This is a genomic window from Amycolatopsis viridis (genome assembly GCF_011758765.1).
Lineage (GTDB): Bacteria > Actinomycetota > Actinomycetes > Mycobacteriales > Pseudonocardiaceae > Amycolatopsis_E > Amycolatopsis_E viridis.
Genome location: NZ_JAANOU010000001.1, coordinates 4,211,873 through 4,229,904, shown reverse-complemented (window position 1 = coordinate 4,229,904; position 18,032 = coordinate 4,211,873). Strand labels below are relative to the sequence as shown.

Below are 18,032 nucleotides of genomic sequence, written 5' to 3'. Positions count from 1 at the left end.
TCCGCCGGGCCGGCCGCGCGTGCCCGCGCGGCGGGTCACCGGCGACGGCCGGCGTCGCGGCGCGCCGCGGCGAGGCGGCGGACCAGCTCGTCGAGCACGGGCTCCGGCGAGCCGAACGTGAGGCGGACGTGCGTGCCGGGCGCCTGCAGGTCGCCGCCGCGGATGCTCGTGATGCCGTGCCGCAGGAGCACGCGGTCGATGTCGTCCGGGGTGTCACCGAGGCTCGCGCAGTCGACGAGGAGGAACGCGCCCGCCGCCGGCCGCACGGGTTCGGGGAGGCCGCTCGCGGCGATGCCGTCGCACACGCGGTCGCGCTTGGCCTGGTAGGTGGACAGCGCCTGGTCGAGCCAGTCGCGCGGTCCGGTGAGGGTGGCGATCGCGGCGTGCTGCGGGACCGCGCCGCAACAGACCGCCTCCCACTGGAACCGGCGCTCGATCGCCTCGATGACCGGCGGTGGCGCCAGGACGTAGCCGACCCGCCAGCTCGCGAGCGCGTAGTACTTGCTGAAGCTGGTGACGGTGACCAGGTGCGGCCAGCGGGCGGCGAACGCCTCGACCGGCTGGTAGCGGCGGCCGTCGAAGGTGAAGTGCTGCCACGAGTCGTCGGAGACGACGAGGAGCCCGTGGCGGGCGGCGAGGTCGGCGACCGCCGCGACGGTGGTGGCATCGGGGAGGTAGCCCGTCGGGTTGTTCGGGTTGCACAGCAGCAGAACGCGGCTGCGGGGTGTCACGGCGGCTTCCAGCGCTTCGAGGTCGAGCGCCCAGCCGTCGCGCTCGTGCGCGGGGACGTGCACGGCGGTCGCACCGGCCTCACGGATCGGGCCGTCGAAGAAGAAGGTGGGGGTCGGCACGATCACCTCCTCGCCCGGGGCGAGCACCGTGCGCAGCACGAGGGACAGGCCCTGCATCGCCCCGTGCGTGATCAGCAGGCGGCGCTCGGGATCGACGTGCAGACCGTGCTCGCGCGCGAGTTCGGCGGCGATCGCGGCGCGGAGCTCGGGCAGGCCGCGGGTGTCGCGCGGGTCGGGCTGGTCCATCGCCTGCCGGACCGCTTGCCGCACGTGCTCCGGCATCGGCAGGACCGGGGCGCCCACGAGCGGGAGGACCGCCACCCCGTCGCGCGCGGCACGGGCTGCCCGGTCGCGCGTGGCCATCGCCCCCATCGTGGGGAGAAGCGTCGCGGCGGGGAGGGACCAGGACTCCGAGGCGGAACGCAGCATGGGATCACCCTACCATCGTGAGATATCAAAATTAAGGGGAAATATCTTGCTTTGAGCTGGTGATACACTGACCGGGTGGCTGACATCCATTCCGTGATCACGGGAACGCCCCACATCCCCGCTCTGCTGCTGGTCGGCAGGGCGGACGCCGGACTCGATCGCACCAGCCAGGCGTACCGGGCGATCAGGCGCCAGATCATCGACCTCACGCTGCCGCCCGGCAGCAGCTTCACCGAGGCCTCGCTGGCGCAGCAGTGGGGCATCAGCAAGACGCCGGTGCGCGAGGCGCTCGCGCGGCTGCGGCGCGACGGGCTGGTGACGGCGCTGCCGCGCGCGGGGTACGTCGTCAGCCCGATCACGCTCCAGGACACCGACGACCTCTGCGCCTTGCGGACACTGCTGTCCGGCGAGGCCGCCGCCCAGGCCGCGCGCCGCGGGGTGCCCGCGCCGGCGCTCGCGCGGCTGGAAGCGCTGTCCGAAGTCCACTTCGCACTCGCGGCGGGTGAGGTGGAACAGGAGGAGGCGCTGCGGGCCGCGGTCGAGTTCGAGGCCGTCATCGCCAACAGTGCCGGCAACAACCGCCTCGCCAAGGCGATCGTCGACGTGGTCGACGAGCTGGAACGGGTCCTGCGGATGGCGGCGTTGATCGCGCCCGGCGCCGCGAGCCCGCCCGGCGAGCTGAAAGCCATCTTCGAGCGGCTGCGGGAACGCGACGCGGACGGCGCCGAGACGGCGATGCGCAACCGGTGCGAGCGTGTGCGGCACGACGTCATCCAGGTCCTCGCCGGGAGCGCCTCCGTGAGCAGGGCGCACATCGAGATGCCGGCCCCCGCGCTCCCGCCGGCCTAGCCGGCGGGAGCGACGGGCTCCGCTCAGACCGCGGTCGGGAAGTGCAGGTCGCTGCGCTGGTGCGCACCGTCCTCCGGCCAGCGGCTGGTGACGGCCTTCGCGCGGGTGTAGAACGCCACCCCCTCGGGCCCGTGCATGTGGTGGGCGCCGAACAGCGACTGCTTCCACCCGCCGAAGGAGTAGAACGCCATCGGCACCGGGATCGGGACGTTGATCCCGATCATCCCGACCTGCACCGAACGCTGGAAGGTGCGCGCCGCCTGGCCGCTGGTGGTGAAGATGGCCGTGCCGTTGGCCCAGTCGCTGGCGTTGACGAGGTCGATGGCCTCGGCCAGCGAGTCGGCGCGCACGACGACGAGCACCGGGCCGAAGATCTCCTCGCGGTAGACGTCCATCTCCGGTGTGACGCGGTCGAACAACGTGGGGCCGACGAAGAACCCGCCGCCGTGGACGTCGAGCTCGCGCCCGTCGAGCACGAGCTCGGCGCCCGCGTCGACCCCGGACTTGATAGCGCCGGTAACCCGTGAAAGCGCTTCCCGTGACACGACCGGGCCCATTTCGGACCCGGCCGCCAGCCCCGGCCCGACCTTGATCGCCTGTGCCTTCTTCCGCAGCAGATCGACGAGCGGTCCGGCCACGTCGCCGACCGCGACGGCGACCGAGATCGCCATGCAGCGCTGGCCCGCCGACCCGTACGCCGCCGACACCAGGTGGTCGGCGGCCTGGTCGAGGTCGGCGTCGGGCAGCACCACGGCGTGGTTCTTGGCCCCGCCGAGCGCCTGCACGCGTTTGCCCTTCGAGCTCGCGCGGTCGTGCACGTACTGCGCGATCGGTGTCGAGCCGACGAACGACACCGCGGCGACGTCCGGGTGGTCCAGGATCGCGTCGACCGCGACCTTGTCGCCGTGCACGACGTTGAACACGCCACCGGGCAGCCCGGCGTCGGCGTACAGCCCGGCGACGAAGTTCGACACCGACGGGTCGCGCTCGGAGGGCTTGAGCACGAACGTGTTGCCGGTCGCGATCGCGATCGGGTGCATCCACATCGGAACCATGGCGGGGAAGTTGAACGGCGAGATCCCCGCGCACACGCCGAGCGGCTGGCGGAACGAGAAGAGGTCGACGCCGGTCGAAACCTGGTCGGAGTAGTCGCCCTTGAGCAGCTGCGGGATCCCACAGGCGAAGTCGATCACCTCCAGGCCGCGCACGACCTCGCCCCTGGCGTCGTCGAGGACCTTGCCGTGCTCGGTGGACACCAGCCGGGCGATCTCGTCCAGGTGCTTCTCGACGAGGTTGCGGAAGGCGAACATCAGCCGTGACCGGCGCATCACGGACGTGTCGGCCCAGCCGGGCAGTGCGGCGCGCGCGGCCCGCACGGCGGCGTCGACGTCGGCGGCTTCGGCCAGGAGCACGTCGGCCTGGTGCTCGCCCGACGCGGGGTCCCAGACCCGGGCGGTGCGGCTCGACGCGCCCGCGGTCTCCCGGCCGTCGATGTGGTGGAGGATCGTCCGGACTGTCATGGTGCTCGCTTTCTGGTGGGGTCGTCCGCGCGCGGTCGCGTCGGACGGCGTCAGATGATGAGGTCGCCGCCGTTGATGTCCACGGCCGCGCCGGTGATGTAGGCCGCCCGGTCGGAGGCGAGGAACGCCACGAGTTCCGCGACTTCCCACGCCTGCCCGACGCGGGGCACCGGGAACGACCGGGTGACGCGCTCCAGCGTCTCGTCGGGCAGCAGGCCGCGGGCCATCGGCGTGTCGATGAGGCCGGGGCAGACGGCGTTCACGGTGACGCCGTCGGGTCCGCAGGTCTTCGCCAGGTGCCGGGTCAGGCCGAGGACCCCGTGCTTGGCCGTGGTGTAGTGCGCGCCGCCCGCGGTGCTGATCGTCTTGCCCGCGGTGGAGGAGAAGTTGACGATCCGCCCCCACCGGCCGGCGCGCATCGCCGGCAGCGCTTGCCGGCAGCACAGGAACGTGCCGTGCACGTTCACCGCGAGCACCCGGTTCCACTCGTTCTCGGTGATGTCGTCGAACGGGGTCGGCGGCGCGACCCCCGCGGCGTTGACGAGGATGTCGAGCCGCGAGTAGCCGGCCAGCAGCGCGTCGAACGCGTGGCGGACCGCGTCGGCGTCGGTGATGTCCACGGCGGTCGAGCAGACCCGGTCGGCCGTCACCTCCAGCGTCGCCGCCAGGTCGGCGCGGCCGGGTGCGGCGAGGTCGAACACGGCGACGGTCGCTCCGCGGCGGGCGAGGGCGTGCGCGGTGGCCAGTCCCATGCCGCTCGCGCCGCCGGTGACGACCGCGACCCGGCCGGCGAGTTCGCTGCTGTCGGCGCTGGTGGGGGCGCCGAGCCCCGGTGCGGTGCTCATGCGGCCGCCAGGACGGCACGTGCGCGGGCGAAGGCGGCGGCCGCGAGTTCGAGCTGGGCCGGCGTGTGCGCCGCCGAGACCTGCACCCGGATCCGTTCCGCACCGGCCGGGACGACCGGGTGGGCCAGCGCGAAGGCGAGGACACCGTCGCGCCGCAGCGCCGCCGACACGTCACGGGCCAGCGAGCCGCCCCGCAGCATGACCGGGATGATCGGGTGCTCGCCCGGCAGCACCTCGTACCCGAGGTCGCGCAACGCCCCGCGCAGCCACGCGGTGTTGGCGGCCAGCCGCTCCCGCAGATCGGGCCGCCGCCGCGCGATGCCGATCGCGGTCAGCGCCGCGACGGCCAGTGCCGGAGCCATCGCGTTGGTGAAGACGTAGGGACGCGACACCTGGCGCACCGTCGAAACGACCGCACGGGAACCGGCGACGAAACCGCCGGCGCCGCCGCCCAGCGCCTTGCCCAGCGTCCCGGTCAGCACGTCGACGCGACCGGCGAGCCCGAAGTGCTCGGCGGTGCCGGCGCCGGTCGCGCCCAGCACGCCCGTGGCGTGCGAGTCGTCGACCACGAGCACCGCGTCGTAGCGCCGCGCCAGCTCGCACAGTCCTGGCAGCGGGGCGATGTCGCCGTCCATGCTGAACACGCCGTCGGTGACGACGACCCGGTGGCGCGCGTCCGCGGCCCCGGCGAGGCCGCGTTCGAGCTCGTCGAGGTCGGCGTGCGGGAACACGCGCCGCCGGGCCGGTGCCAGCCGGATGCCGTCGATCAGGCTGGCGTGGTTGAGCGCGTCGCTGAAGACGACGTCGTCCGGGCCGAGCAGGGCGTCGAACACGCCGAGGTTCGCGTCGAAGCACGAACCGTGGAGCGCGGCGTCTTCGGCGCCGACCAGCTCGGCGATGGCGGCCTCGAGCCGGCCGTGGACCTCCCGCGTGCCGCACAGCACCCGTCCCGCGGTGACCCCGAGTCCCAGCTCCCGCAGCGCCTGCTGGGCCGCGTCGAGGACCTCGGGGTCCGCGGCGAGCCCGAGGTAGTCGTTGGCGGCGAAGTTCACCAACGTCTCGCCGTCCACGCCGAGCACCGGCCCCTGCGGACCGGAGACCACCAGGTCGCGTCGCAACCCGGTCCTCGCCCGGCGATCGTCCAGCTCCGTCCGGAGCCGCTGCAGCAATGCGGCGTTCACGCGTCCCGTCCCGGGGTCCAGCCCGCGCAGGGCACCACGCCGAATCCCCGGCTGGGGAAGACGGCGTCCATGAAGAAGTCGTGCATCGCCGGGTCCCCGTCGGCGCACCCGTCCCGCAGCACGGTCACCCCGTAGCCGCGGTCGGCGGCGTCGTAGCAGGTCGCGGCCACCATCGCGCTCGTGGCAACCCCGGCGACCGCGAGCGTGCGGACACCGCGGGCGCGCAGCACGAGGTCGAGGTCGGTGCCGGCGAAGGCGCTGGCGCGGCGTTTGAGCACGACCACGTCCTCGCCGGTCACCGGCAGCGCGATCGCGGTGCCATCCGAACCCTCGTGGAAGGCGTCCCCGGCGTCGAAGAACGTCCGGAACATCGCGTTGTCCGGCGGCACGTCGGCCCCGTTGGCGCGGAATCCGAAGTGGACGAACACCACGAGGACACCGGCCGCGCGGGCGCTGGGGAGCAGTTCGGTCAGCGGGGGCACGACCTGTCTGGCGAACGGGTAGCCGTCGGTGATGCCCCGCTGGATGTCGCCGATGATCAGTGCGGTGGTCACGACAGGCTCCCGTCCAGCCGCTCCATCCGGCGGCCCACGCTGAGCAGGACGGCCAGCCCGGCGGTCATGATGATCGCGATGGCCAGCAGTGCCCAGGTGAAGCTGCCGGTCGCGGACGCGATGGCCCCGGTGAAGTAGGGGCCGACGAACCCGCTGACGTTGCTGACCGAGTTGATCAGTGCGATCCCGGACGCGGCCGCCGCGCCGGTCAGGCCGATCGCCGGGATCCGCCAGAACTGCGGCATCGCGGTCATGATCCCGGCGACGCTCACGCAGACCGCGACCACGAACAGGGTGCCGCTGCTGGTGAAGGTGGCCAGCAGCAGGCCGGCCACCCCGACCGTCATCGGGACGGCCGTCGCGGCGACCGCCGTCCGGCGCGCGGCGAAGCGGGCCCAGAGGAGCAGGGCGATCACGGCCACCGCGTACGGGATGGCGGACAGCAGCACGCTGCTGACATCGCCGGACTTGCCGATGCTGTGCGTGATGGACCGGATCATCGTGGGCAGGAAGAACTGGAGCGGGTACAGCCCGAACGCGATCGCGAACCACGTCACGGCCATCAGCCAGACCCGGCCGCTGGTCAGCGCCTGGCGCAGCCCGGTGAGCGCCCCGCGGGCGCGGTGCTCGTCGGCTTCGGCGGCCAGCGTGGCCTCGATGGCGGCCTTCTCCCGGTCGTCGAGCCAGCGCGCGTTCGCCGGGCGGTCCGGCAGGAAGGCGAGGATCAGGATGCTGACCACGATCGTCAGGACGCCTTCGACGAGGAACAGCGACCGCCAGCCCGCGATGCCGAACACGTTCTGACCCCACGCCAGCAGCGCGGCGGCCAGCGGGGAGCCGATGACCGAGGACACCGGGGTCATCAGGAAGAACGCGGACAACGCCCAGGAGCGCTGGCGGCGCGGGAACCACAACGTCAGGTAGAGCAGGATGCCGGCGGCCAGGCCGGCTTCGGCGAGCCCGAGCAGCAACCGCGCGAGGTACAGCGTCGCCGGCGAGTTCACCGCCGCGGTCGCCGCGGTGACCAGACCCCAGGTGATCATGATCCGGGCGATCCACTTCCGCGCGCCGAACCGCCTGAGCATCATGTTGCTCGGCACTTCCACGAGGATGTAGCCGATGAAGAACAGACCCGCGGCGAGCCCGATCTGGCCGCTCGTCAGGTGCAGGTCCCGGGACATGGGCGCGGCGATGTAGCCGACGTTGGCGCGGTCGATGTAACTCGCCACGTAGGCCAGGCCGACCAGCGGGATGATCCGGAAGCCGACCTTGCGCCACGTGCGTGGCGCGACGACGTCCTGGGTGGTAGCGGCGGTGGAGTCCATCGGGAGGTCCAATCGGTGAGAAGGGCTGGTGTCTCCGTGGTGTTGGTGGACATGGGTTTCAGCGCTGCCCGCGCAACCGGGCGGTGGCGTCCGCGTCGATCGCACCGTCCGCGGTGATCACGACGCCGTAGTCCCGCTCGGCTCCCTCCCGGGTCACTTTGCCGTCCAGGACGTCGTCGAGGACCCGTTCCGGCGCGCGTTCGAAGGGGTGGCCGTGGCCGCCGCCGCCGGCGGTGACGTGGCGGTGGCGGGTGCCCGCGGTCATGACGAAGTGCGGTTTGGACTCCAGTACCCGTTCGCCGGGGCCACCGGGGTCGAGCACGTTGAGCGAGGGTGTTCCCGGCGCGCCGCCGGCCAGTCCGTAGGGCAGGAACTTCCGCCGGTCGGACCTGATCTGTACGGCGGCCTCGGGCGCCAGGAGCGTCATGTCGCGGAAGGTCGCGAGACCACCGCGCCACCGGCCCGCGCCACCGCTGTCCGGCAGGTAGCCGTACCCGTCGATGCGGAGCTGACCGGAGCGTTCCAGTTCCTCGACCGGGGTGTTGGTCAGGTTGGCGCCCAGCGAGCTGATCCCGTCCACCCCGTCCCGGTCCGGCCGGGCGCCCCACGCGCCGGCCAGCGGATCCCACAGCACGGCGGATTCGCCGTCCGCGCCGACCACCCCGATCGCGATCCCGTCGGGTCCGCCGTCCCCGGCCGCGGGCACCCGGGCGGGGAACACCGGGGCGAGCGCGCCGAGCACCGCGTCGATGATCCGGAAACCCACCAGACCACGGGCACCGCGCGCGGCGGGGCGTTGCCCGTTGAGGATCGACGCCTCCGGGATGACGAAGGTGAACGGCCGGTAGAAGCCGCTGTTGGCCGGGATGTCGGCGGCGAGGACACCCTGCAGGGCCGCGTAGGAGGCGGAGCGGGTGAACGACGCGGTCGCGTTGAGCGCGGAGCCGACCTGCGGCGCCGAACCGGTGAAGTCGAGCTCGATCCCGGACCCGGACAGCGTCGCCTTCACCGCGATCGGGATCGGCCCGGACCCGAGCCCGTCGTCGTCGATGTGGTCGGTGAACTCGTAGGTCCCCGGCACCGCTTCGGCGAGCGCGGCGCGCAGCAGGGTTTCGGAGTAGTCGAGCAGTTCGCCGTTGAGGGCGGCGAGCCGTTCGACACCGTGCCGCGCCGCGAGGGCACGCAGTCCCTCGGCGCCCGTGTGGCAGGCCGCCAGCTGGGACTCGAGGTCCCCGCGCAGCAGGTCGGGTTCGCGGACGTTGCGCAGGATGAGCTGCAGGAACGTCTCGTTCGTGGTGCCGGCCTCGATCAGCCGCGACGGCGGGATCTGGATGCCTTCGGCGAAGATGCTCGTCGACTGGACGGCCATCGAACCGGCGGCCCAGCCGCCCACGTCGGTGTGGTTGACGACGGTGACCGCGAACCCCAGCAGCGCGGCGCCGGCGAACACCGGGGCGACCGCGAAGATGTCGGGCAGGTGCATGCCGCCGCGGGACGGGTCGTTGAGCAGGTAGACGTCCCCGGGCTGGATCCGGTCGCCGAACTCGGCGAAGATCTCCTCCATCGCGTCCGGGATGGACCCCAGGTGCACCGGCAGGGTGTTGGCCTGGGCGATGACGCGGCCGTGGGCGTCGCACAGCGCGGCGGAGAAGTCCATGCTGGACGCCACGAGCTGCGAGTGCGCCGTGCGCAGGATCGTGATCGCCATTTCGTCGGCGATCCCGGTGACGGCGTTGCGGAAGACCTCGAAGGTCACGGCGTCGCGGATCATGCGGCACTCCAGGTGATCACGATGTTGTTGAACCGGTCGCGGTGCACCCGGGCACCGGGCGGGACGAGGGTGGTGGCGTCCATGTCCTCGATGACCACCGGTCCCGCCACCGGTTCGGTGCCGAGGGCGGACCGTCCCACGACCGGGGTCGGCACGGTTTCGGCGAACCGGCAGTCGCGGGTGGTGGGTTCGCGGTCGGCGGCAGCGGGCAGGCTCAGCACGTCGGCGATGGACACCGGGGTGGGCACGCGGCCGCGGACCCGGAGGTTGACCAGCTCCACCAGCTCGTCCGTGCCGGCCCGGCCGTAGGTGCGCTTGTGCTCGGCGTGGAACCGCGACCGCACCTCGGCGAGCAGGTCGCCGGTGAGCTCACCGTCGGGCACCCGGATGCGCAGTTCGAACCGCTGCCCGCGGTAGCGCATGTCCAGCAGCCGGTCCACCACGGCGTCCGGCCCCAGCTCGCCGGTCACCTTCGCGGCGAGGCGGCCGAACTCCGCGGCGAGCGCGCTGGTCTGCGCGAACTCGTCGCGGTACGGGGTCAGCTCGTGCCGTTCGGTGTCGGCGACGAGCAGGCCCAGGCTGCTGAACAGGCCCGGGTACAGGGGCACGATCACGGTGGAGATGCCCAGTTCGCGGGCCAGCGCGGCGGCGTAGAGCGGGCCGGCGCCGCCGAAGGCGACCAGGGTGGCCTCGCGCGGGTCGCGGCCGCGTTCGCTGGTCACCGCCTTGACCGCGGTCGTCATGCTCGACACCGCCACCTGGTAGGCGCCCCGCGCGGTGCCCGCCACGTCGTCGCCGAGCTGCTCGGCGACCGGGCTCAGCGCCTTCACGGCCAGGTCGGGGTGGACCGGCACGCGGCCACCGGCCAGGGCGTGCGGGCTGAGGTACCCGAGCGTCACGTTGGCGTCGGTTAGGGTCGGCAGCTCACCGCCCTGCCCGTAGCAGGCCGGGCCGGGCCGGGATCCGGCGCTGGCGGGGCCCACGTGCAGCGCGCCGGCCGGGTCGACGGAGATGATGCTGCCGCCGCCGGAGCCGACCTCGGCGATGTCGATCGAGGGGGCGCGCACCGGGTACCCGGCGCCGGAGCTGAGGCCGCGGGCGACGTTCATCCCGCCACCGACCTCGTAGTCGGCGGAGACGAATGGTTCGCCGTCCTCGATCAGGGAGGCCTTCGCCGTGGTGCCGCCCATGTCGAAGGCGACCACTGTGGACAGTCCGATCAGCTGGGCCAGCTTCTGCACCGCGGTCACGCCCGCCGCCGGACCGGATTCGATGATCTGCACCGGACGTTGTGCGACGGAAGCCGCGTCCAGCAGCCCGCCGCTGGACTGCATGACCAGCAGCGGTGCGGTCACCTCGGCCGCCCGCAGCCCGGCTTCCAGCCGGGTGAGGTACCCGTGCACGGCGGGGCCGACGTAGGCGTTGACCGTCGCGGTGCTCGTGCGCTCGAACTCGTGCGGCTGCGGCGACACGTCGACCGACGCGGTGACGTAGACGCCGGGCAGCTCGGCCCGCAGCAGGTCGGCGACCCGGCGTTCCTCGTCGGGCCGGACGTAGGAGTTGATCAGGCAGACGGCCACCGCCCGGATCTCGTCCGCCCGCAGCCGGGCGGCCAGGGCGCGGACCTCGTCTTCGCCGGCCGGGGGATCGAGCTGCCCGTCGGCGGTGATGCGCTGGTCGAGTTCGTACCGGTGCCGGCGCCGGGCGAGGGGCGCGGGCTTGGACCAGGACAGGTCGTAGAGCACCGGCCGCCGCAGCCGGCCGAGCTCCAGCACGTCGCGGAAGCCGCGGGTGGTGACGACGGCGGTGCGGACACCGGTCATCTCCAGGATCGCGTTGGTCGCCACGGTGGTGCCGTGCAGCATCGCGGTGACGGCTTCCGGTCGCGCCCCGGCCGTGGCCAGCACACCGGTGGTCGCCGACACCACCCCCGCGCCGTAGTCCGGCGGGGTGGAGGGGACCTTCATCGGGACGACCTCGCCGGCCGGACCCAGCGCGATGACGTCGGTGAAGGTACCGCCGATGTCGGCGCCGACTCGCCAGCCGGCCGGTCGGGGATCGGGACGGGAAGCCACGGGATCTCCTTCGCTGAACGAGTAAGTGGGATCACAGTAAACTCGGGTTGAGATATCAGCAAGAGTCAGTTGGCGTTTTTGATGCGCCGTGCCGGCCTCTTGACCGGCATGGACCGGTCCCGTTAGGTTCGGCATCCGTCAAACTGCATATCGCGCCGTTCGAACCGGAGCGGGAGAGCTCCCGCCGCGGGCGGGACGCCGAAGGAGCAACACTCCCCAGAATCTCTCAGGCACCCCCACCGCTCCGGCGAGGCGAACTCTGGAAAGCCAGGACCCGGTCCTGCGCCCACGGTGCAAACCGCTCCGGCGGTGAAGCTCTCAGGTATCGATGACAGAGCGGGGAGGCCCACCTAGCCGTGGTGCCGCGTCGGTGCGGTGCCGGACACCGGGAGCCTCCTGCCGTGAACTCCGTTTCCGCGTCCCGTGCCGGGACGCCCGCGCGATCCGCCGGCCCGTCCGGCCCGCTCACCACACGGTCCACTCCGGACCCGATGCCGCACGCCGCCGTGCCGGCCCGATCACCCGAGGAGATGCCCGTGTCCGTTCCGGCCGAGCTGAAGTACACCGCCGAGCACGAGTGGCTCGACCTCGACGGGGACACCGCCACCGTCGGGATCACCGCCTTCGCCGCGGACGCCCTCGGCGATGTGGTGTACCTCGACCTGCCCGCCGCCGGCAGCACCGTCGCGGCAGGGCAGCCGTGCGGTGAGATCGAGTCCACCAAGTCGGTCAGCGAGCTCTACGCGCCGGTGGACGGCGAGGTCGTCGAGGTCAACGCGAAGGTCACCGACGACCCCGGACTGCTCAACACCGACCCGTTCGGCGAGGGCTGGCTGTTCCGGATGAAGGTCACCGGGGCGGGCGACCTGCTCGACGCGGCCGCTTACCTGGCCCGGACCGGAGGTGCCTGATGGGCACGCACGACCTCCCGCTGTCCGAAGTAGACCCCGAAGTGCACGCCGCGCTGACGTCCGAACTGGACCGTCAGCGGAACACCCTGGAGCTGATCGCCAGCGAGAACTTCGCGCCGGTGGCGGTGCTGCAGGCGCAGGGCTCGGTCCTGACCAACAAGTACGCCGAGGGTTATCCCGGTCGCCGCTACTACGGCGGCTGCGAGCACGTCGACACCGTGGAACGCCTCGCCATCGACCGGGTGCGGCGGCTGTTCGGATCCCGTTTCGCCAACGTCCAGCCGCATTCCGGGGCGCAGGCCAACGCTGCGGCCATGTTCGCGATGCTCGAACCCGGTGACACCGTGCTCGGCCTCGACCTGGCGCACGGCGGGCACCTGACGCACGGGATGCGGGCGAACTTCAGCGGCCGGCTCTACCGCGTCGTGCCCTACCACGTGCGGGACACCGATTTCCGGCTGGACCTGGCCGAGGTCGAGCGGCTGGCGGCCGAGCACCGCCCGAAGCTCATCGTGGCCGGCTGGTCGGCCTACCCGCTGCACCTGGACTTCGCCGCGTTCCGCCGCATCGCCGATGGCGTCGGTGCGCGCCTGATGGTGGACATGGCGCACTTCGCCGGGCTGGTGGCGGCCGGCCTGCACCCCAGCCCGGTGCCCCACGCCGACGTCGTCACCACCACGACCCACAAGACCCTCGGCGGCCCGCGCGGCGGTGTGATCCTCACCGACGACGCAGCGCTGGCCAAACGCATCGACTCGGCGGTCTTCCCCGGGCAGCAGGGCGGTCCGCTGGAGCACGTGATCGCGGCGAAGGCGGTGGCGTTCAACCTGGCCGCCACCGAGGAGTTCCGGGACCGGCAGCGCCGCACCCTCGAGGGTGCCCGCGTCATCGCCCGCCGGCTGCTCGCCGACGACGTCCGGCAGGCGGGGATCTCGGTCCTCACCGGCGGCACGCAGGTCCACCTCGTCGTGGTGGACCTGCGGCACTCGTCGCTCGACGGGCGCCAGGCCGAGGACCGGCTGCACGCGGCGGGCATCACCGTGAACCGCAACGCGGTGCCCTTCGACCCGCGCCCGCCGATGGTGTCGTCGGGAGTGCGGATCGGCACGCCCGCGCTCGCCACGCGCGGTTTCGGCGCGCCGGAGTTCGCCGAGGTCGCCGACATCATCGCGACGGCGCTCGTCACTACCACCCCGGACGATGTGCTGCCCGGGTTGCGTGCCCGCGTGGCGGCGCTGGCAGCGAAGTTCCCGCTCTACCCGGAGATGTGAGGGCCCTGCAGTGGCGCTGAGCGCGTTCGACCTCTACACCGTCGGAATCGGCCCGTCCTCCTCGCACACGGTGGGACCGATGCGGGCGGCCAAGCGGTTCGCCGACGGTCTGACGGGGGAGGGGCTGCGGCCCGAGCTGGTGCGGGTCGAACTGTTCGGGTCGCTGGGCGCGACCGGGCACGGCCACGGGTCGGAGAAGGCGGTCCTGCTCGGTCTGCTGGGCGAAGATCCCGCCACTGTGGACACCCGCACCGCCGAAGCCCGGGCCGCGCGGGTGCGGGAGCGGGGCGCCCTGACGCTCAACGGGGTGCACGAGACCGGTGTCGAGGTGGTGCTGCACCGCCGGAAGTCCCTGTCCGTCCACCCCAACGGCATGACCTTCACCGCCCGCGGAGCCGGCGGCGAGGTGCTGCGGGAGCGCACCTACTACTCGGTGGGTGGCGGTTTCGTGGTGGACGAGCAGGCGGCCGGGGCGGATCGCATCGTGGCCGACACCACGCCGGTGCGGTACCCGTTCGCCACGGCCGCCGACCTGCTCCGGATCTGCGCCGAGCGCGGCCTCCGGATCAGCGACGTCATGCTCGCCAACGAACTGGCGTGGCGAACCGAACGCGAGGTGCGGGACGGGCTGCTGCACATCTGGCGGGTCATGGCCGGCTGCGTCCGGGCCGGCTGCCACGGGGAAGGGGTGCTGCCGGGAGGTCTGCGGGTGCCGCGCCGCGCACCCGGCCTGTTCCGCGAACTCACGTCCGCACAAGCCGCGCGGGATCCGCTGGACGTGATGGACTGGGTCACCCTGTTCGCCCTCGCCGTCAACGAGGAGAACGCCGCGGGCGGCCGCGTCGTCACGGCGCCGACGAACGGTGCGGCGGGCATCATCCCCGCCGTCCTGCACTACTACACGCGGTTCGTGGCCGGTGCCGGTGACGACGGGATCGTGCGGTTCCTGCTCACCGCGGCAGCGGTCGGCATCCTGGTCAAGCAGAACGCGTCGATCTCCGGCGCGGAGGTCGGGTGCCAGGGCGAGGTCGGGTCCGCGTGCTCGATGGCCGCGGCGGGCCTGTGTGAAGTCCTCGGCGGCAGCCCCCGGCAGGTGGAGAACGCGGCCGAGATCGGCATCGAGCACAACCTGGGCCTCACCTGCGATCCGGTGGGCGGCCTGGTGCAGATCCCGTGCATCGAACGGAACGCGATCGCCTCGGTGAAGGCGATCAACGCGGCCCGGATCGCGCTGCGCGGCACCGGCAGCCACGTGGTGAGCCTGGACAAGGCGATCAAGACCATGCGGGACACCGGGCGCGACATGCACGTCAAGTACAAGGAAACCGCGCGGGGCGGACTTGCGGTGAACGTGATCGAGTGCTGACCGGACCGGCGGCCTGCCGGCGGAACTCGCCGACAGGCCGCCGTGCCCTGTTCCGGGCCGCCGGAGCTACCCGGCGGCCTTCTTCAGCAGGGCGTCGGTCCAGTCCGAGTCGTGGGCGTCCACGACCGGGAACCCGGACGCCCACGGGCCTTCCCAGTGCACCGCGATGCCCGGGTTGTGCACGTCGGTGCCGTCCGCCGTGAACAGGTGCGGACTGCCGTTCACCTCGTCGGTCTGCGCGACCGCGTAGTCCGCCATCACGTCCGCGCGGTGCCGGCCCGTGTCGAGCGCCTCGGTCAGCGCGCCGACGTCGACCGTGCCGGTCTCGGCGGCGATCTCCAGGATGACGGTGCGGTGACCGATCGTGCGGTTGTCCACCCAGAACGCCCGGCGCAGCGCGTGGTCGAGGTCCTCGGCCGGGCCCAGGCCCTGCGCCTTGGCCGCGGCCACCGCCTCGTTGGCGAGCAGCACGGTGTTCGGGTACAGCCAGTCCGCCGCGGTCCACAGGCGGAACCCGGCCGCCGGTTCGATCGCGCCGAGGCCGACGGCCTCGCTGTCGGTACCCGGCCGCGGGTGCGGGCCGTTGAACAGCTCCAGCGGGAACGCGTGGTGGTCGATCCGGACCTGGTCCTGCAGGCCCAGCCGCTCGCGGGCCACCCGGAGCCGGTGCAGCGCGACGTGCGCGAACGGGCAGAGCAGGTCCGACCAGACCTGGATGGTGCCCGGGGCAGCCGCGGGACGGTGGACGGTGGACGGTGCGTTGGTCATGCCGGTTCCTTGTGTTCGGTGCCAGGTGGGTTGGTGGTGAAGCGCTCCGGCCGCAGGAGCACCGCGGTGCGGCGGTCCTCGGCCATCGCCCGGTCGTATTCGTCCAGGTCCGGGTGCACACCGCCGGCGGCGGCGTAGATGTCGCGGAGCAGGGTGCGCAGGTCCGGCAGGCCGGTCAGGTCGTCGTCGGGACCGGCCAGCTCCACCGGCCCGGACACCGACACCCACTCCCAGCCGGACCGGAACACGAGTGTCGCGTGTGGACGTTCGCGCAGGTTGGTGAGCTTCGCGGTGCGGCCGCGCGAGACGAACGCGACCACGGTCTCGCCGGTCACCGGGTGGGGGAGGATTCCCGCGTTCACGACGGACACGGCAGGCCGGCCGCCGGACCCGGCGGTAACCAGCACGGCGAGCCACCGCTCCGGAGCGGCGAGGTCGGCCACCATCCGGAGGCCGTCAGCAGTGGTGATCACGCCAGGCTCGCCGCCTTCTCCAGTAGCGTCCGGTAGATGTCCGGCTCGTCCGAGTCGATCACCGGGAAGCCGATGCCGAAGTCACCGTTGACCCAGCGCGCCGCGATACCGGGATTGGCTGCATTGGTGCCGTCGGCCAGGAACAGGTGGGGGCTGCAGATGACCCGGTCGTCGCGTGCCGACTCGAACTGCTGGAGCACCGCCGCGCGGGCCTCGCCGCGGTCGAGCCGCCGGGCGAGGTCGGTCACGTCCACCACACCGATCTCGGCCGCCACGTCCAGGATCACGTTGCGCAGCGAGATGCAGCGGCTCTGCGCCCAGAACGCCTTCCGCAGCGCGCGGTCGAGCTGTTCCGCAACGGGCAGGCCCTGGTGCTTGGCGGCCTGCACGGCCTCCAGCGCCGGGAGCATGGTCACCGGGTACCGCCAGTCCTTCTCCTGCCACAGCTGCCATCCGGCGTCCGGCTCCAGCGCGCCGAGTACGGCGATCTCGGAGTCGACCCCGGGCCGCTCGTTGACGCCGAGGTTGAACAGTTCGAGCGGGAAGGCGCGGTGGTCGAAGTGCACCTCGCCGGTCAGCCCGAGCCGTTCCCGCGTCTCGTGCAGCCGGTGCACGGCGACGTGGGCGAACGAGCAGTTGAGGTCCGAATAGACCACGATCACGTTCGGCGCCGCGGGTAGCCGGGGATCACCCGGGGCGACGTCGACCGACTGGATCATCAGCTTTTCCTTCCGTTGCGCCGCAGGGAATCCGGTGTGGCGATCACGTTCCCGTGCGCCTCCCGGACCCGCTGCAGGGCGGCTGCCATGACGTTCTTCTCCTCGTCGGTGAGGTATTGCGAGAAGTGCTGCTCGATGCCGCGCAGGTACTGCGGGGCGGTGGTGCGGAAGGCGCGCACGCCTTCGTCGGTCATGGCCGCCCACACCACCCGGCGGTCCGTCTCGTCGCGGACCTTGGTCACGAGCCCGGCCATGACCATCTCGTCCACCAGCCGGCTCACCCGGGTCCGGCTGAGCACGACCCGGTCGGCCAGGTCGTTCATCCGCAGCCGTCGATCCGGGCCGGCGTTGAGCTCGAGCAACACGTCGTACCAGGTGAGCGGGATGGTGCCGCTCCTGGTCAGGTCCGCGTCGATGGCGCGCAGCGCGGCGTTGGACGCCAGCAGCATGGCGCGCCAGGCTTGCAGGCCGTTGTCCTCGTACGTGCCCATGACCGGAAGCATACCGCATTGCGTGCGTGCGCACGCACATATATGGTTGGGGAGTACGAGACACCCAGAAAGGGGCGAGTTCCCAATGACCGAATCAGTGATCCCCACCCGTGTCCTGGAGGGCGTGGAGCTGCCGGCCGCCGGCACGTGGCGGATCGACCCGGGTCACGCCGAGGTCGCCTTCATCGGCCGGCACTTCATGCTCACCAAGGTCCGCGGGCGCTTCACCGCCGTGGACGGCGCAGTGGAGGTCGCGGAGAACCCCGCGGACAGCAGAGTCTCCGTGACCATCGAGATGGCGTCGGTGAACAGCGGTGACCAGGCCCGGGACGACCACCTGCGCTCGGCCGACTTCTTCGACGTGGAGAGCAACCCCGTCGCCACCTTCGTGTCCACCGGCGTCCGCTGGGAGGGCAACGGCGGCTCGATGACCGGCGACCTGACGATCAAGGGCGTGACGAAGCCGGTCACCCTGACGGTCGACTACCTCGGCTACGCACAGGACCCGTGGGACAACCACCGCGCGGTGTTCTCCGCCCGCGGCCGGATCAACCGCGAAGACTGGGGGCTGACCTGGAACATGCCGCTGGCCAAGGGCGGCCTCCTCGTGTCGCGGGAGATCGACCTGGAGCTCGAGGTCGAGCTGATCCACGCCGGCTGACCGGCGGCCGGGGAAGCCCGCCGGTCCCGGCC

Annotated in this window: 17 protein-coding genes and 2 riboswitches; of the genes, 5 read left to right on the top strand and 12 right to left on the bottom strand. The window is 72.3% G+C overall.

Going from position 1 to position 18,032, the window contains the following annotated elements:
- Positions 1–35: 35 nt before the first annotated feature.
- On the bottom strand, positions 36–1,220 hold the full coding sequence (locus FHX46_RS20890) for a pyridoxal phosphate-dependent aminotransferase (protein ID WP_167117707.1): 1,185 nt from the start codon (positions 1,218–1,220) through the stop codon (positions 36–38).
- A 75-nt stretch (positions 1,221–1,295) separates the two neighbouring features.
- Here FHX46_RS20890 and FHX46_RS20885 point away from each other — a divergent pair, with 75 nt between their 5' ends.
- The gene (locus FHX46_RS20885; protein WP_167117704.1) at positions 1,296–2,069 is read left to right on the top strand and encodes a GntR family transcriptional regulator; all 774 of its coding nucleotides are present in this window, start codon (positions 1,296–1,298) and stop codon (positions 2,067–2,069) included.
- A 23-nt stretch (positions 2,070–2,092) separates the two neighbouring features.
- Here FHX46_RS20885 and FHX46_RS20880 read toward each other — a convergent pair whose 3' ends face one another.
- Genes FHX46_RS20880 through FHX46_RS20850 form a run of 7 tightly spaced genes read right to left on the bottom strand, consistent with a single transcriptional unit; the run spans position 2,093 to position 11,340 of the window.
- Positions 2,093–3,589 (bottom strand): CoA-acylating methylmalonate-semialdehyde dehydrogenase, encoded by a 1,497-nt coding sequence (locus tag FHX46_RS20880; RefSeq protein ID WP_167117701.1) that lies wholly within the window; start codon positions 3,587–3,589, stop codon positions 2,093–2,095.
- A 50-nt stretch (positions 3,590–3,639) separates the two neighbouring features.
- Entirely contained in the window at positions 3,640–4,434 is a 795-nt protein-coding gene (locus tag FHX46_RS20875) for an SDR family NAD(P)-dependent oxidoreductase (protein WP_167117698.1), read from the bottom strand.
- Positions 4,431–5,615 (bottom strand): glycine C-acetyltransferase, encoded by a 1,185-nt coding sequence (locus FHX46_RS20870; protein ID WP_167117695.1) that lies wholly within the window; start codon positions 5,613–5,615, stop codon positions 4,431–4,433. Before FHX46_RS20870 ends, FHX46_RS20875 begins: the two co-directional genes overlap by 4 nt.
- Positions 5,612–6,169 carry a cysteine hydrolase family protein gene (locus FHX46_RS20865; RefSeq protein WP_167117692.1) on the bottom strand — a complete coding sequence of 186 codons (558 nt, stop codon included), beginning with the start codon at positions 6,167–6,169 and terminating at the stop codon, positions 5,612–5,614. The genes FHX46_RS20870 and FHX46_RS20865 overlap by 4 nt, the downstream gene beginning before the upstream one ends.
- Positions 6,166–7,494, bottom strand: a complete 1,329-nt coding sequence (locus tag FHX46_RS20860) for an MFS transporter (protein WP_167117689.1) — start codon at positions 7,492–7,494, stop codon at positions 6,166–6,168. The genes FHX46_RS20865 and FHX46_RS20860 overlap by 4 nt, the downstream gene beginning before the upstream one ends.
- Positions 7,495–7,552: 58 nt before the next feature.
- Positions 7,553–9,265, bottom strand: coding sequence for a hydantoinase B/oxoprolinase family protein (locus FHX46_RS20855; protein WP_167117686.1), 1,713 nt, complete (start codon positions 9,263–9,265; stop codon positions 7,553–7,555).
- Positions 9,262–11,340 carry a hydantoinase/oxoprolinase family protein gene (locus FHX46_RS20850; protein ID WP_313886209.1) on the bottom strand — a complete coding sequence of 693 codons (2,079 nt, stop codon included), beginning with the start codon at positions 11,338–11,340 and terminating at the stop codon, positions 9,262–9,264. The genes FHX46_RS20855 and FHX46_RS20850 overlap by 4 nt, the downstream gene beginning before the upstream one ends.
- Positions 11,341–11,500: 160 nt before the next feature.
- Positions 11,501–11,592, top strand: a riboswitch (glycine riboswitch).
- Between the two features lies 1 nt (position 11,593).
- A riboswitch (glycine riboswitch) is annotated at positions 11,594–11,685 on the top strand.
- A 185-nt stretch (positions 11,686–11,870) separates the two neighbouring features.
- Here FHX46_RS20850 and gcvH point away from each other — a divergent pair.
- From gcvH to FHX46_RS20835, 3 genes are read left to right on the top strand one after another with little or no spacing between them, the layout of a single operon-like run.
- The gene (gene gcvH, locus FHX46_RS20845) at positions 11,871–12,251 is read left to right on the top strand and encodes a glycine cleavage system protein GcvH (RefSeq protein WP_167121598.1); all 381 of its coding nucleotides are present in this window, start codon (positions 11,871–11,873) and stop codon (positions 12,249–12,251) included.
- Complete coding sequence (gene glyA / locus FHX46_RS20840) at positions 12,251–13,522, top strand: serine hydroxymethyltransferase (protein ID WP_167117680.1); 1,272 nt, start codon at positions 12,251–12,253, stop codon at positions 13,520–13,522. Before gcvH ends, glyA begins: the two co-directional genes overlap by 1 nt.
- Before the next feature lie 10 nt (positions 13,523–13,532).
- Entirely contained in the window at positions 13,533–14,888 is a 1,356-nt protein-coding gene (locus FHX46_RS20835) for an L-serine ammonia-lyase (RefSeq protein ID WP_167117677.1), read from the top strand.
- Positions 14,889–14,954: 66 nt separating this feature from the next.
- On the opposite strand, the gene FHX46_RS20830 is transcribed toward FHX46_RS20835, so the two are convergent.
- From FHX46_RS20830 to FHX46_RS20815, 4 genes are read right to left on the bottom strand one after another with little or no spacing between them, the layout of a single operon-like run.
- The gene (locus FHX46_RS20830; RefSeq protein ID WP_167117673.1) at positions 14,955–15,656 is read right to left on the bottom strand and encodes a DsbA family oxidoreductase; all 702 of its coding nucleotides are present in this window, start codon (positions 15,654–15,656) and stop codon (positions 14,955–14,957) included.
- Complete coding sequence (locus FHX46_RS20825; RefSeq protein WP_313886208.1) at positions 15,653–16,129, bottom strand: TIGR03618 family F420-dependent PPOX class oxidoreductase; 477 nt, start codon at positions 16,127–16,129, stop codon at positions 15,653–15,655. Before FHX46_RS20825 ends, FHX46_RS20830 begins: the two co-directional genes overlap by 4 nt.
- Positions 16,126–16,848 carry a DsbA family oxidoreductase gene (locus FHX46_RS20820; RefSeq protein WP_167117670.1) on the bottom strand — a complete coding sequence of 241 codons (723 nt, stop codon included), beginning with the start codon at positions 16,846–16,848 and terminating at the stop codon, positions 16,126–16,128. Before FHX46_RS20820 ends, FHX46_RS20825 begins: the two co-directional genes overlap by 4 nt.
- On the bottom strand, positions 16,848–17,339 hold the full coding sequence (locus tag FHX46_RS20815; protein WP_167117667.1) for a MarR family winged helix-turn-helix transcriptional regulator: 492 nt from the start codon (positions 17,337–17,339) through the stop codon (positions 16,848–16,850). Before FHX46_RS20815 ends, FHX46_RS20820 begins: the two co-directional genes overlap by 1 nt.
- A gap of 85 nt (positions 17,340–17,424) precedes the next feature.
- Between FHX46_RS20815 and FHX46_RS20810 the strand changes: the two genes are divergently transcribed.
- Positions 17,425–18,000, top strand: a complete 576-nt coding sequence (locus FHX46_RS20810) for a YceI family protein (protein WP_167117664.1) — start codon at positions 17,425–17,427, stop codon at positions 17,998–18,000.
- Positions 18,001–18,032 lie beyond the last annotated feature (32 nt).